Genomic DNA, 14,849 nt, shown 5'->3' with positions numbered 1-14,849 from the left:
TCACTCCCCCTTGCCGGCACGGAGTTCGACGACGAGGCGAGTGAGCGTGGTCCTGACCGGGTGGCTTGTGACATCGGTGGAGCCTCTGAACATCGCGCGGCGAGCGCCGGGGGTGAAGCGCAGGGTCCCGTCCTCCACCTCACAGCCTTCGACGGCCACGAGTTCCGCCCAGTCCAGCTTCGGGCGGCCTCCGGAGCGGACGTCCAGCTGGGCGACCGGCACCATCGGGACGATCTCGTCGCCGCGCGGGATGCTCACCTCGGCGGTGATCCGCCACTCCCCGCCGTCGCCGATCGTCGCGTCGAGCCCGTCCAGTACCGGAACCACCGGCCCGGAGGGCATCTTGGCCTTCGGTCTCGTCTTCACCGTCAACGCCTTGCGCAGCGCCTCCCCTCCCTCGCGGTTGCCGCGCTTCGGCCGCACCACAAGTTCCCTGACCGCGTTGTTGACTTCGGTGGTGAGCGCGCTGATCCGCCGGTAGGCGGAGGGCGACCAGCGCAGGGTCAGCTCCTCCGTCTGCCCCCAGCGGTCGTGCTCGGGCGGTTCCGCCGCACGCAGGAATTCCTCCGCGTCATTCGCGAAAGGAACGGATTCCCCGGCCGCCTCGCCGACCAGGAGAACGGCCTGGAACGGGTTGGTCCCCAGCGGCAGGTTCGGCACCCGCGACTTCTTGACGGTCATACGGTTGCCGCGCAGGAAGTGAACCTGGTTCTTCACCCCGTCCTTCTTCGCTCTGTCGTCGTCCACGACGTCGGTGACCAGCAGGACCGCCTGATGCGTCCCGAGGGTCCCCCCCGGAGCACCTCCGAGCAGAGGCAGCTTCAGCGGCACGTTGCGGGCCGCCACCTGCCCGGCTTCGGTGAGCCGATCCACGGTGGCACCCTCGTAGTACGCCCGCAGCGCACGGGTCCGGGAGGGCTGCTCGACCGATGGGTCCACCAGTTCTTCCGCTACGACCTCTTCGACCACTTCACCGTCGCTGCGCACAGCGCGGACCGAGATCTCCAGGCGGGGCAGTCTGCCGCCCCCACCGGTCATCGCGGCCCAGAAGTCACGGCCCAGAGCCTTGACCAGACGCCGGTGCATCCTGCGGATGTCACGCGTGTCCTCAGCACCCTCGTCGTCCACATCCGTGGCTTCGTCGTCGGCGTCGGACGACTTCTCGTCGAGGCTGGCCACATCGTGCGCGCCGACGATGAGGAAGGAGGTGCCGGGTTCGCCATTCTCCCGAGTCAGGTACAGACGGGCAGCGGTGTCTTCGTCCGCCCACCAGGAGCGTGCGACCTCGGCGTTGGGCGAATCGGGATCAGGGCGCCCGAACCAGGCGGGACCGGCGAACGACTCACCGTTGACCTCCCGCCATGGCAGTTCGAGACGGCCGATGAGCCGACGCTCCTTACGCCCCTCGTGCGACTCGGACAGAGTGGAGTTGATGAGCACGAGCCCGAGGGCGCTGGTGGCCCACAGCGTCGCCTTGCCCAGACCGTACGAACCGCCCGCGCTGTGCCCGGACTTGAGGCTCTCCAGCTGGCGTCTGACCACGGCGGCGAACTTTCCGTCCGCGTAGTCGTCGCCGATGAGCCCGGAAGCGTTGTAGTCGTCAACGCGCAGCAGGACCAGGCGGCCCTTCTCGTACATGTCGCGCACTCCGGCGTCCACGACCCGACCGACCTTCTGGTTACCGGCGATCTCCGAGACTGCGGAGTAGTGCGGGAAGAGATCGTTCCAGAGAATCGCCTCTCGGAAGTCGTCCAGCGCCTTGCCGGTCAGCTCGTGCAGCGTGTAACGGACCCGGACCGGGCGGCCGTTGTCCAGTCGCTCGTCGAGACTGTTCTGGCAGGTCTCACGCGCGAGGACCTGCACGTCGGCGTCGAAGGCGAAGGCGGCGGCATTGCCCAGGTCACGGCCACGGTCGGGGTAGCCGCGCCGGTGGTACCAGGTGACCGGGAGGCCGGCCTGGGTGTCGGTGGTGCGGGTGTGCACCGTACCGAGGTCCGTGCCCAGCGCCTTGGCGATGTCGATCATGACGGTCGGGCGGGGAGTCGACCTTCCCGTGATCCACGCGGAGACGGCGGCTCGGGTCAGCCCGAGCTCCTTGGCCAGTTCGACCTGCGTCTTCCCTGACAGCTTGAGCTGACGGACCAGCCAAGGTCCGAACTCCTCGCCTGTCTCCACGCGCCACCCGCCCTTCCCTCGGAGTCGCATGCGTATCGCATGCTCCGGACCAGGAGGCTAATTTGACGCACTCGAAGACGTCAACCAAAAGTTGATCGGGGCGAACAGCTTCGGTCACCACTGATCGATGCCCGACTTGTTCGGATCGCACGACTTGCCCCGACTTAACCCCACCCTCCTTAAGCGGAGCACTCATCTCCCCACATTTGAAGGTCAGTTCGGGATTGCATGCTTGAGTGACTGCCGATAGCTTGAGTGACGGTGGTGAATCCCATCTCGCTCGCGAAACCCGAAATCGGGGAGGCTGGGCGGCCGAGGGGAATTATGTCCAAAACCATCTCCAAGCCTCGCACAGAAATATTTCTCCAAAACGACTGGCAATATGAGAGCTTCACCCGGTAGCGTCTTATCGGGACAAGAATCTCACGCAAGATCGGCTGTTTCTTTCACGGGGGACGTGTATCCAAATACCCCCTGCGCAATTTTCAGAAAACGATGTGACAGGGGTGGGTAATTTCATGGATGGACAGGGCTGTGGCGACTTCTTATGGTCGTCGCGGGATTTGAGTACGTTTGAGCTTGAAATTCGGATGACGAAGAGCAAGGTCGAGGTGATGGAGATTCTTTGCGGACACAGCCTGAGTGAAGAGGGTTTCAACGCTGGATTCCCTGACTTGGCCAAGATGATTCAGGACCTGCCGGACGAGACCTCCCCCGCGGCCTGACCGACCGCCGCGAACCACCGAGTCTCTCGTCAAGAGCGCACCGCAAACACGGGCCGGCTGCACGAAGCCAGCAGCCGGCCCGCCCCTCACTTTCGTCCGGACCTTGATACCCCAGGAGCGCAGAAGCAGTGTCGTCTTCGTCCACTCCGGTGATCCAAACCGTCCTCGAACAGTCCTCCCGCGTCCTGCAGACTTACGCCGTGGACCCTGGCCTCGTGGCCGAGCATGCCAATGGCGAGCGCCGTATCACGCAAGGCGGATATGGTGATCGTCAACTCTTCGAGCTCGTACAGAACGCGGCCGACGAAATCGCCGACGAACCGGGCGGACGAGTCCACGTCGTCCTGACGGAGACCCATCTGTACTGCGCGAACGAAGGAAATCCGGTGACTCCGGAGGGCGCCGAGACAATTCTCCGGATGGGCATGTCGAGGAAGCGCGGAGGCCAGATCGGACGATTCGGTGTCGGCGTGAAATCAGTGCTCGTGGTGACCAATGCACCGGAATTCTTCAGTCGCACCGGAAGTTTCGGATTCGACCGCGCCTGGTCCTACAAGCAGATCAAGGCCGTGCCCGGTGTGGCGGCCCGCTACGGCCCGGAGTTCGACGCCCCTGTCCTGCGTATGGCCCGCCCGCTCGACATACAGGCCGAGCACGCTTCGGACTCTGTCCTGAACGAGCTGCTGACCTGGGCGACCACTGTCGTCCGCCTCCCTCTGCTCCCGAAGGCCGACGACCGGCTGGGGCGGGACATGCACGGTGGCCGCGCCAAGGACCACGGCGAGCCTCGTGAGGAGTTCCCGGTCGGCTTCCAGCTCTTCTCGCCGCATGTCGCGAAGGTCGTGCTGGAGGACCGCCGCCCCCGGCCCGTGGCCCGTCGGACGCTGACCACCGAACAGGCCGGCGACCTGCACACCGTGGTGGAGGAGCGGACCGGGAAGGCGGTAGCCACCGACCGGTGGCGGGTGTTCACGACCGCTCACGAGCCCGGTCCCGCGGCCCGCGACGACGCCGGTGAGCTCCACGACCGGCTCTCGCTCGACCTCTCCTGGGGCGTCCCGGCCCTGGAGAAGGATGCGGAGAGCGGCCTGTACGTCAGCCCGCGCTCGCGCGGTCGCGGCAGGTTCTGGTCCTTCTTCCCGACCAAGTACGAGATGTCGCTGAGCGGCATCCTCAACGGAGCCTGGAAGACGAACGAGGACCGGCAGAACCTTCTCGACTCCTCCCCCTTCAACCAGGAGATGATCCGGGTGGCGGCGCAGCTCGTCGTCGACTCCCTCTCCTCCTTGGCGCCCGCCGACGATCCGGCCGCCTATCTCCCCCTGCTGCCCGGTCGCGTCAAGGAAGCAATCAGTTGGGCGGACGAGTTCCTGACCGACGAGATCTGGACGCGCGCCGCGGTCCACCCGTCGCTTCCCGACCAGAACGGCGTGTTGCGCGTTCCGACCGAGCTGCGGGTACACCCTCGCCCCAAGGACCCGAAGACTGAGTCGAAGTCCCTTGCCCGTTGGCTGCGGTTGTGGCACGAGTGCCCGGACCGTCCGTCGAACTGGCTGCACCCGAGCGTCGAAGCGGATTCGCTGCGCTCCGGCAAGGTCGTGCACATCCTTGGTGCGGCCAAGCACCAACGAGCGGATGTCCGCGAATGGTTGGAGGCTCTCGTCGAGAGCGGCACCGCTGAGGCGTCCGCGACAGCGATCCGCATCCTGGCCGACATGATCGAGGTCGACTCCCCGTTCGTCGAGGAGGCCCGCAAGGCCCACATCATCCTCACCGAGGAGCACGGTCTCGTCGCCCCTGTGCACGGCAAGGTGTACCGCCGCGCCGAGGAGGGTGGACTGCGCGAGTCCCTGGTGTACGTGGTCGACAAGCTCGCCCAGGACCCTTCGCTGGCGCACGCGCTCGACGTGCTGGGCATCCGGGAGGCCGACGTCGAGGGCCGGTTCGACAGCGTCCTGGACCAGGGCTTCGACCGATACAGCGAGTCGGACTGGGAGCGGTTCTGGGAGCTGTTCCGCCAGGCCGGTGTACGACGACTCGCCCACAAGGTTCTGCAGCGAGTGCCCGATCCACGCTCGACGCTCCGGGTACGTACCGCAGACCGACGGTTCCGGCCGGTCGAGAACTGCATGCTGCCGGGGGTCGTGGTCGACGCGAGGCGTGACCCGAGCATCGCCGTCGACATGACGTTCCACTCCGACGACATGCCCTTCTTCTCCCAGGTCGGCCTGCGGGAGCGGCCGACCGCCGGCGTGCAGCCCACGACGGACGAGGCCTGGTTCGAGGAGTACCGAGCGGCTATCCACGCCGCCCATCTGCGCACCCTGGACAGCCGTGCTCCCCGACCTTCACTGAACCGGATGAAGATCGAGGGCGCCGCGATCGGTGGCCCACTCCACCTCTTCCGTGCCCTCTCCGAGGAGTCCCGAGCCGCTTTCCTGAAGGTGCTGCCCGACGACGCCGTCGTGGACAACTGGACGCGCCAGGTCGGATCGCAGACCAACACCCGGCAGCCGGTCGCCTCGCCGATCCGGTGGATGCTGAGGAAGTACGGCACGGTCGCCACGTCCCAGGGAATCAAGCCACTGACCGAGGCCGTCGGTCCTCAGCTCGGCGCCTACCGCGACGTCCTGCCGGTCGCCGACATCTCCCCCGAGAAGGCCCGCAAGCTACGGCTCCCGACCACCGTCGACGAGGTTCCCGCCGATCGCTGGGACGCGCTCCACGACGAGGTGTCCCGCAGCGAGGACGACTCCTTCGTCGGCGCCACCTATGTGATGCTGACCCGGCTCGACGCGGAATTCCCCGAGGACTCCCTGACCCGTTGCCGGATCGGCGACGCGTGGGACACCCGCCCCGACGACGAGATCACGCTCGCCGTCGGCGCAGCGGAGTACCGGGCGCTCCGCGCCGAGCAGCTGCCGGCGCTCCTCGTCCCGACCGCCGAGGACGCCGAGTTGATGGTCGAGAAGTGGGGGATGCTCCGCTACGCCGACGTCATCAGCCGGGAGACCCGAGAAGTGCCGGAGGGCGACCCCGTACCGCTGGTCGAGTTGTTCCCCGCCCTGCGGCAGCGCCTGAACAGCGGGAACAGAAGCAGCACGGTGCAGCGGTGCACCGAGCTTGAGGCGGTCACCCGCACGCCCAACGGCACGCACGCCTCTCCCCTGGACGCCGTGCGCCAGGACGGCACCGTCAAGGTCCGTGTGCCTCTGGACCCCGAGCCGATGCTGCGGCTCGTCGACCGCGAACTCGGTCTCGGCCTCGGAGCGGCCGGCTGCCGCGCGGTGCTGGAGCACCAGGACCGCATGACCCGGGACAGCGAGCTGAAGGCGGCGCAGACGGCGGTGCGCGAGGCAGAGGACGTGGTGGCCAAGATCGAGCTGCTGGTCGGTGCGGACGCTCTCAGGGCCGGGCTCCCGGAAGGGCTGATGGAGGCCGAGCTGCAGGCGGCCGACGGTGTGGAGCCGTCCGGGCGTCGGATCGCGCAGATGGCGTTCAACGCGCACGGCGACGGTGTGCTCCAGCAGCACGCCCGGGACATCCAGGCACGCTTCCCCAACGCGCCGGTAGGGTACGGGGGTTCGTCGGCTGCCATCGCATTCGTCTCGGATCTGAGACTGCCCGTCGGGTTCGCCGGTTCGAGGACTCCGTCCCCGCCTCCGTTCGAGACCGTCGAGGGCCCTCGGGACTTCCCGAGCCTCCACGACTACCAGGAGGACCTGGTCCGGAACATCTCCACCATGCTCGACCGGCTGGCCCCCCAACGCGGCATGCTGTCCCTGCCCACCGGCGCCGGCAAGACCCGGGTCACCGCCGAGGCCGTGATCCGCTGGGTCAAGCGCGTCGGCGACCTCAAGGGACCCGTGCTGTGGATCGCGCAGACCGAGGAGCTGTGCGAACAGGCCGTGCAGAGCTGGAAGTTCGTCTGGAGCAAGGTCGGCGCGGAGCGCCCGCTGACCATCAGCCGACTCTGGAGCGGCAACGAGGTCGGGAACGTCGTCGACCACCCCCACCTGGTGGTCGCCACCGACGCCAAGCTGGAGCGGTGCCTGGGCATCGACCAGTACGCCTGGCTGCGGCAGGCCGCACTGGTGATCGTGGACGAGGCGCACACCGCCATCTCCAAGCGGTACACCGAGATCCTGGGCCAGTTGGGGCTCACCCAGTACGAGACCGGTCGGCATCTGCTCGGCCTGACCGCCACCCCGTTCCGCAACACCAACGAGGACGAGACCCGTCGCCTGGCCAACCGCTTCGGCAACAAGCGGCTCGACCAAGGAGTCTTCCCGTCGGGCGACCCGTATCACGACCTCCAGGACTGGGGCATGCTCGCCCAGGTCGAGCACCGCACCCTGGAGGGCGGTAGGATCGAACTGACTCGGGACGAGAAGACACAGGCCGATCGCATGGCGATGCTCTCCCGCTCCGCCGAGCAGCGTCTCGCCGACGACCACGCGCGCAGTCGGCGCATCGTGGACTCGGTGCTCGAACTGTCGGACGACTGGCCGACGTTGCTGTTCGCCACCTCCGTCGACCACGCCAAGTACCTGGCGGCGATGCTCAACGACCAGGGGATTCCGTCCGCCGCCGTGGACTCGACGACCAGCGCACAGGACCGTCGCACCCGCATCGAGAAGTTCCGAAACGGACGCATTCGCGTGCTCACCAACTACGGTGTCCTCACCCAGGGATTCGACGCGCCGGCCACTCGTGCCGTGGTCGTGGCCAGGCCGGTCTACAGCACCAACGTGTACCAGCAGATGATCGGTCGCGGACTGCGCGGGCCGCGGAACGGCGGCAAGGACAGCTGCCTGATCCTCAACGTCAGCGACAACATCGAGAACTTCGACACCCAGCTCGCCTTCACCCAGTTCGAGCACCTCTGGAGCCGTCCGTGACCGATGTCTACCTCGACAGCCCTCCGCTCACTGACGAGCAGCGGGCCGTGGTCGAGCAGCGTTGGGACGCCCGCGTCCTGGTCACGGCCGGTGCCGGGGCAGGCAAGACGCACACGCTGGTGCGCCGACTCGACGCACTCTGCGGTCACGAGGACCCCGACGAGGCCCTGGAGGCCGCCGAGATCCTGGTGCTCACCTTCTCCCGGGCCGCCGCCAGGGAGTTGCGCGATCGCATCGCCCGCCATGGGGAGCGGGCCCGCCGGGTGCGCGCCCAGACCTTCGACGCCTGGGCGTACGGGGTGCTCGTCCAGGCGTACCCGGACGGCGAGTGGGGCGCGGTCGGCTTCGACGAACGGATCCGTGCCGCGGCCGATGCCGTCGAGAAGGGTGCGCTGGAGGCCGGAGATGCCCTCCCGCCCGCCCACGTCGTGATCGACGAAGTACAGGATCTGTTGGGCGGGCGCCGAGAGCTGGTGGAGGCGCTGCTCGACCGGTACCAGGACAGCTGCGGCTTCACGGTCGTCGGCGACGCGGCCCAGTCCGTCTACGGCTTCCAGATCGACGACCCGGCGGAACGTGCCGACGAGACGGGTCGATTCTTCGACTGGCTGCGCTGCTCGTACCCCGACGAGCTGGTGGAGCTGCGTCTCACTCGAAACTTCCGGGCCACCACCGCCGAGGCCCGGATCGCGCTGACGCACGGTCCCCGGCTCCAGCAGCTCGGCGACACGGACGAGGCTGCCACTCTCTACGAGGAGCTGCGCGACCTTCTCCTGGATCCGGCGAACGGGATGGGTGACCTCACCGACCCGTTCACTCTGGACGGCCTGCGGAACCTCGCCGACACCTGTGCGATCCTCACCCGCGACAACGGGCAGGCCCTGGTGGTCTCCGGCCTGCTCCACGAGCACGGTGTCGACCACCGGCTGCGCCGCCCCCTCGAAGAGCGGCCGGTGCCGTACTGGGTGGCCGAGCTGCTGCGCCGCACCGAGGCGACCGGCCTCAGCGAGGACCGGTTCCACTCGCTGCTCGCGGAGATCCCGCTGCCGTACGAGCCCAATGCGAGCGCCCTGTGGACGGTGCTGCGTCGGGCCACGCGCACGACCGGACGCAATGTGCTCGACCTGGAGCGGCTGCGGCGACTGGTCGCCGACGGCAGGTTCCCCGACGAGGCGGCCGACCCGGAGACCATGCGGATCACCGTCTCCACCGTGCACCGGGCGAAGGGGCTCGAGTTCGACCGGGTGATCATCCTGACCCCACCGACCGTCGCGGAGCTCCACAAGCGGTACAAGGACGAGCTGGATCTCCCCGCGGAGGCCCGAGCCTTGTACGTGGCGATGACGCGCGTCCGCCAGGACCTGTACCACGCGACGTGCTCCGAGCTGCCGATTCTCAAGAGGGCGGGCGGACGAAGGAGCGGTCGCCGCTACGTCGGCGGGTGGCGGTCCTACGACAGGTTCGGTGTCGTCGCGGAGGCGGGCGATGTCTGCCGGGACAACCCGCCCGGCACCGCCCCCGACGCTGCGACGATCCAGGCGTACCTCCTGGACCAGGTCGGTCCAGGGCATGAGGTGGTCCTCCGCAAGCGCCATGACCTGCCCATGGGCGAGTACCAGAGCCCGCCGTACGCCCTGATGCACCAGGGGCGGGAGATCGGGGAGGCGTCGGAGCGATTCCGCGAGGAGCTGTTCCACGTGCAGAAGGTGAACCGGACCTGGGAGCCGTGGTGGCCCGACGAGATCCACGGCATTCGCGTCGACACGTTGGAGACCGTGACGGGCAGTACCGCTGCGGGCGCCAATGCAGGCCTCGGCGACCGAGGTGTGTGGATCGTGCCCCGGATCACCAGCATCGGAAAGTTCCGACGGGCTGACAGCAACGAGGAGCAGAGCGCATGACGCAGGGAGCAGGCCGGCACTCCGAGCACTACCGGGTCCGGGACGAGGAACTCCTGGTGGGACTCCGCCGTGAGCTCTTCGGTCCCGCTCCGGACGCCGTGTCGGAGGACCGGGACGAGGTCCTGACCCAGGACGCACCGATCGATCGATACCTGGCCGGCGTCCTCTACCCGCGCGCGGCGAACGCGGCCGCCGAGGAGCAGCTCCGCTCGGACGACGACGAGCACAGGGGTCTGGACATCGCCCCGCAGCGCACCCGTGACAACGTCGAGGAGTCCGGCACCGCACAGGAAGTGGGCGCGGCGGGATCCCGTCGCCCCTCGTCGATGGGCCTGACTTTCGCGGTCGATCCCGCCACAAGCGAGGCGATCGTGGTCTCGGCGCGCGCCGCCGTCTACGAGCCCACCGACGCGGACGGCAAGCCGATCCCCGCGCGTCGGGCCGAGGCCCGCACCACTTCCGACCAGCGGGAGCAGTGGCGACGCAGGGAACTCGTTCTTGCGGAGCAGCGGATCGACGTGACCACGCCCGACCCCAAGTGGCAAGAGGACCTCGCTCCGGGAGTCGCGCTGCGCGCCAACATCCGGCGCCCCGACCTGAACACCGGCACTGTCACGATCACGGTCACGCTGGTCAACACCCACCGTGTCGGCGAGCGGGAACTGCAGGACGCGTTCTCCCTGTTCCAGTGCGGTCTCACGGTCCGCGCCGCCGACGGCTCGACGGCCTTCGTGGAGCGCCCCGCCCCGGCCTCCGCCCATGACCCCGAAGTCGCCACCAGCCGCCTGTTGCACCGCCACGCCCCGACGTTCGCCGTCGGGCACGGCTGCGCCGCCGAGTGGGACTGGACGCCGCCGCCGATCGGCATGACCGACACCCGCTTGGCCGCTGTCACCGAGGTGCGGAGCGAGTTCGTACCCACCGTGGAGGTGCTGCTCACCGACTCCAACCCTGAGATCGACAGCTCCGCCCTGTCCATGCTCGGCCTGGCCACCGGCTCCGACGCCGAGGTCCTCGCCGCCTTGCGAGCGCTCGCCGACGGCTACGAGCGCTGGATCGACCGCAAGGAGATTGAGGCGGACGCTCTGGCCGGCGACATGCACGAAAAGCCCGCGCGGGACCAGGTGAGTGCCTGTGGTGAGGCGCTCGGCCGGATCCGCGCAGGCATCGACCTTCTGGAGTCCAAGCCCGACTTGATGCGGGCGTTCCGACTCGCCAACCGCGCCATGGCCGACCAGCGCGCCCGCAGTGTGTGGGTGAAGAACGGTCGGATCGGCTCCCCCGACCCGGCCGCGGGCCGCTGGCACCCCTTCCAGATCGCGTTCCTGCTTCTCTGCCTGTCCGGCATCGACGACCCCGGCCACCGCGACCGGGGCGTGTCCGATCTCCTGTGGTTCCCCACCGGTGGTGGCAAGACAGAGGCGTACCTCGGTCTGATCGCTCTCACCTCGTTCCTGCGTCGTATCCGGAAGGGCCCGAACGGCGCCGGTGTCACCGTGCTCATGCGCTACACGCTGCGGCTGCTCACGCTCCAGCAGTTCGAGCGGGCGGCGATCCTGATCTGCGCCATGGAGCACATGCGCGAGAACGCACCCGAGTTGGGCGACGAGAAGTTCTCCATCGGCATGTGGGTAGGCCGTTCGGCCACCCCAAACAAGCTGGCGGAGGCCGAGAAGAAGCTGACGGAACTCCGTGGGGACCTCGACAAGCGCCTCGCCACCGAGAACCCGGTCCAGCTGCACGCCTGCCCCTGGTGCGGCACTCGCCTCGACGCCCGTGACTACGAGGTCGACGAGGAAGCCAAGCGGATGCACGTCCGCTGCCCCGGGACCGACTGCGAGTTCGCCGACGGCCTGCCGGTCCACCTGATCGACGAGGCGGTCTACGACGCCCGACCGACACTGGTTATCGCCACGGTCGACAAGTTCGCCTCGATGCCGTGGCGTCCGGACACCGCCGCGCTCTTCAACCGCGACGACCCGAACGACCGCACCCCACCCCCGGAACTGATCGTCCAGGACGAACTCCATCTGATCTCGGGCCCCTTGGGAACTCTCACTGGTCTCTACGAGACCGCGGTGGACGCGCTCGCCGACCGCCCCAAGGTGATCGCCTCCACGGCCACCATCCGCCGCGCCGCAGACCAGGGACTTCATCTCTTCGCCCGTGATGTTCGCCAGTTCCCGCCCGCCGGCCTGGACTCCCGCGACTCCTGGTTCGCCGTGGAGACCCCGCGCGAGGAGAAGGCGAGCCGCCGATACGTCGGGCTCCTGGCCCCAGGGACCAGTCAGTCCACCCTCCTGATCCGTACGTACGCCACTCTGCTGCACCGGGCCAAGCACGCCCGGACCCAGGACGAGGTGCGTGACGCCTACGTGAGTCTCGTCGGCTACTTCAACAGCCTCCGGCTCCTGTCGGCGGCCGAACTCCAGGTCCACGACGATGTGGTGGCGTATCTGGAAATGCTCGCCGAACGTGAAGGCGTGGACGTCCGCTCGGTCGCCAACTACTCGGAGCTGACGAGTCGGATCGACGCCAGCGAGATCCCCACCCGCCTCAAGGGCATCGAGAAGAAGCTCCCGGACGAGGACACCGTGGACGTCCTCCTCGCCACGAACATGATCGCGGTGGGTGTCGACGTGGATCGGCTCGGCCTGATGGCCGTCATGGGCCAGCCGCAGACCACCGCCGAGTACATCCAGGCCACCAGCCGTGTCGGCCGTGCCCACCCCGGACTGGTCGCCGTCATGCTCAACGCGACCCGCCCCCGGGACCGTTCGCACTACGAGAACTTCCTGCACTTCCATTCCGCGCTGTACCGGGAGGTCGAGTCGACCTCGGTCACCCCCTTCTCCGCCCGCGCCCGAGAGCGGGGTCTGCATGCGGTGATCGTGGCCCTGGCCCGCATCCTCATTCCGGCCGCACGCCCCAACGACGCGGCGGGCCGGGTCGAGTCCTACGAGCACCTGCTCCGCGAGGAGATCAGGCCGATCCTCCTCAACCGCGTCCAAGACGTCACTCGTGAGGAGACCGACGCGGTGGCTCGCGCCTTCGACGAGTTCGTCGACTGGTGGTGCGACGAGGCCGACACGCACGGCGGTCTCCTCTTCGAGCCCGTCAGGAACAGCCGCACCCCATCGCTCCTGAAGTCGTACGACGACGAAGCCGAGGACGCGGAGGCATGGCCCACCTTGTGGAGCCTGCGCGACGTAGACGCCGAGTCCGCCCTGTTCATGGAGGCAACCCGATGACCCCGCCCCCCGCACGCCGCCGCCGGACCGGCACGGACGGCGCGGCGCCCGCCCGCAACCTGCCGCGTCGTGGGGCGGTTCGTCGCGCCCAGGCGATCACCACGTACGGTGTCGGCTCGCTCGTGGCCATCGACCAGGAGTCCTTCATCGTCTCCGGCCTGGACGGAGCCGACGAGCACTGGAACGGCGACGAGTCGCCCCGGATCCACGAGCGGCGCCTCGCCAATCTCCTGGACGTCGGCTATTTCCGGTTGCCGCCGGCGTCGGACGACACGAGCAGGGACGGGATCCGGGTCCGCCGCTTCCCTCTCATGCATTCCTGCCCGGAGTGCGACGACCTGCGCCGGCACCGCGACTTCAACCCTCCGGCAGGCCGCAGCATCTGCGGCATGTGCGAAGCCGACCTCGTGCCCTCCCGTTTCGTGATCGCCTGCGAGGCCGGGCACCTCAACGAGTTCCCGTACTGGCAGTGGGTCCATCGAGCCTCCGGCAAGGGCGCCACGCCCGCCGGACAGTGCGGAGGAACGCTCAAGATGCGTACTTCAGGCCGTAGTTCCTCACTCCGTTCGATCGTCGTGTCCTGCACGTGCGGGGTGCCCGAGGTCTCGATGGAGGGCTCCTTCCGCAAGAGTGCTCTCAAGGACCTGGGCCTTCGCTGTCGTGGCACCCGCCCCTGGCTCGGCTCGTCCGCTCCCGCCCAAGCCTGCGGCATGACCCCGCGCACGCTCCAGCGCGGTTCCTCCGCCGTATGGCAGCCGGTGCTGAAGTCGGCGCTCTCCATCCCGCCGTGGAGCGACGGCCGCGCCGATCCGCTGGCCGAGCACTGGGGCAGACTCCGCGGCCTCAACAGCCGCGAGGAGATTGCGGGCGCCCTCAAGTTCCTCTTCGACGGCGAAAGTCCGGTCCCGATCGACGAGGTGATGGCACTCCTCGACGCGGAACGCGAGGAGGACCCTAGCGGCGAGGACGCCCCCACGTTCGACCACCGCTACCGCGCGCTGCGCAACAAGGAGTACGACCGGCTGCGTGCGGGCAACGACGAACGCGAGCGCTCCCGGGACGAACAGTTCATCTGCGAGCCCCCGCTGGGCGACACGAGCGTTCTCCACCCGCTCGGCGTCACGGGCCCGATGCTGGTGAAGAAGCTCCGCGAGGTACGTGCCCTGAAGGCGTTCACAAGGCTCGCCGACCCCGACTCGACGACCGAGCCGAACGAGGTCCCGCTCTCCGACTCCCCTTTGCGCTGGCTCCCCGCGATGGAGGTGCGTGGCGAGGGGGTCTTCCTCCGCCTGGACGAGGACCGACTCGCTTCCTGGGAGGACGCCCTCGCCGTGGCCGCCCGGGTCGAGCGGATGCGTACGGCCCACCAGAGGGTGATGGAGCAGCGGGCGACGGATCCGAGTCGGGTCCCCCCGTCTCCGGCGACGCCCCGCATGGTGCTGCTGCACACGCTGGCCCATGTCCTCATCAATGAATGGAGTCTGGAAGCCGGCTATCCGGCCGCCGCCCTGCGGGAGCGTCTGTACGCGGCTGACGACATGGCGGGTGTGCTCGTCTACACGGCGACGAGCGACTCGGCGGGCAGCCTCGGCGGGCTCGTCGCCCAGGGCGAACCGGAGCTCCTTGACCGGACGATCCGTTCGGCTGTGCGCCGCGCCGAGTGGTGCTCCTCCGATCCGCTCTGCCTCGAGTCCGAGGCGTCCGGCGCAGGTGGAACGAACCTCGCCGCCTGCCACGCCTGTGTGATGCTCCCGGAGACGAGCTGCGAGCACAACAACATCCTGCTCGATCGCGCGCTGCTGATCGGCACTCCGGACGATCCTCGGTTGGGATTCTTCGCGCACGTGCTCGACTGACGCGCGGTCGAGAATGGGCACCGGCGGAAGTCCCTGATGT

At 68.4% G+C, this 14,849-nt stretch carries 6 protein-coding genes; 5 read left to right on the top strand and 1 reads right to left on the bottom strand.

All coding sequences use genetic code 11. From position 1 onward, the window contains the following. Complete coding sequence (locus ACZ561_RS06265) at window positions 1-2,175, bottom strand: helix-turn-helix domain-containing protein (protein WP_470990339.1); 2,175 nt, start codon at window positions 2,173-2,175, stop codon at window positions 1-3. Between the two features lie 518 nt (window positions 2,176-2,693). On the opposite strand from ACZ561_RS06265, the gene ACZ561_RS06260 reads away from it, so the two are divergent. The 5 genes from ACZ561_RS06260 to drmB all read left to right on the top strand — a co-directional run bounded on the left by ACZ561_RS06260 (window position 2,694) and on the right by drmB (window position 14,809). Continuing rightward, a complete protein-coding gene (locus ACZ561_RS06260; RefSeq protein WP_470990337.1) occupies window positions 2,694-2,900 on the top strand; it encodes a hypothetical protein in 207 nt (68 codons plus the stop codon). Window positions 2,901-3,028: 128 nt separating this feature from the next. Beyond that, on the top strand, window positions 3,029-7,801 hold the full coding sequence (locus ACZ561_RS06255; protein ID WP_470990335.1) for a DEAD/DEAH box helicase family protein: 4,773 nt from the start codon (window positions 3,029-3,031) through the stop codon (window positions 7,799-7,801). After that, entirely contained in the window at window positions 7,798-9,702 is a 1,905-nt protein-coding gene (locus ACZ561_RS06250; RefSeq protein ID WP_470990334.1) for a UvrD-helicase domain-containing protein, read from the top strand. The genes ACZ561_RS06255 and ACZ561_RS06250 overlap by 4 nt, the downstream gene beginning before the upstream one ends. Beyond that, window positions 9,699-12,953, top strand: a complete 3,255-nt coding sequence (locus ACZ561_RS06245) for a helicase-related protein (protein ID WP_470990332.1) — start codon at window positions 9,699-9,701, stop codon at window positions 12,951-12,953. Before ACZ561_RS06250 ends, ACZ561_RS06245 begins: the two co-directional genes overlap by 4 nt. Beyond that, the gene (drmB, locus tag ACZ561_RS06240) at window positions 12,950-14,809 is read left to right on the top strand and encodes a DrmB family protein (protein WP_470990330.1); all 1,860 of its coding nucleotides are present in this window, start codon (window positions 12,950-12,952) and stop codon (window positions 14,807-14,809) included. Before ACZ561_RS06245 ends, drmB begins: the two co-directional genes overlap by 4 nt. Window positions 14,810-14,849 lie beyond the last annotated feature (40 nt).

It is taken from the genome of Streptomyces sp. NPDC039609 (assembly GCF_055596705.1).
The sequence above is the reverse complement of the archived record's forward strand: the minus strand, read 5'-3'. Positions and strand labels throughout refer to the sequence as shown.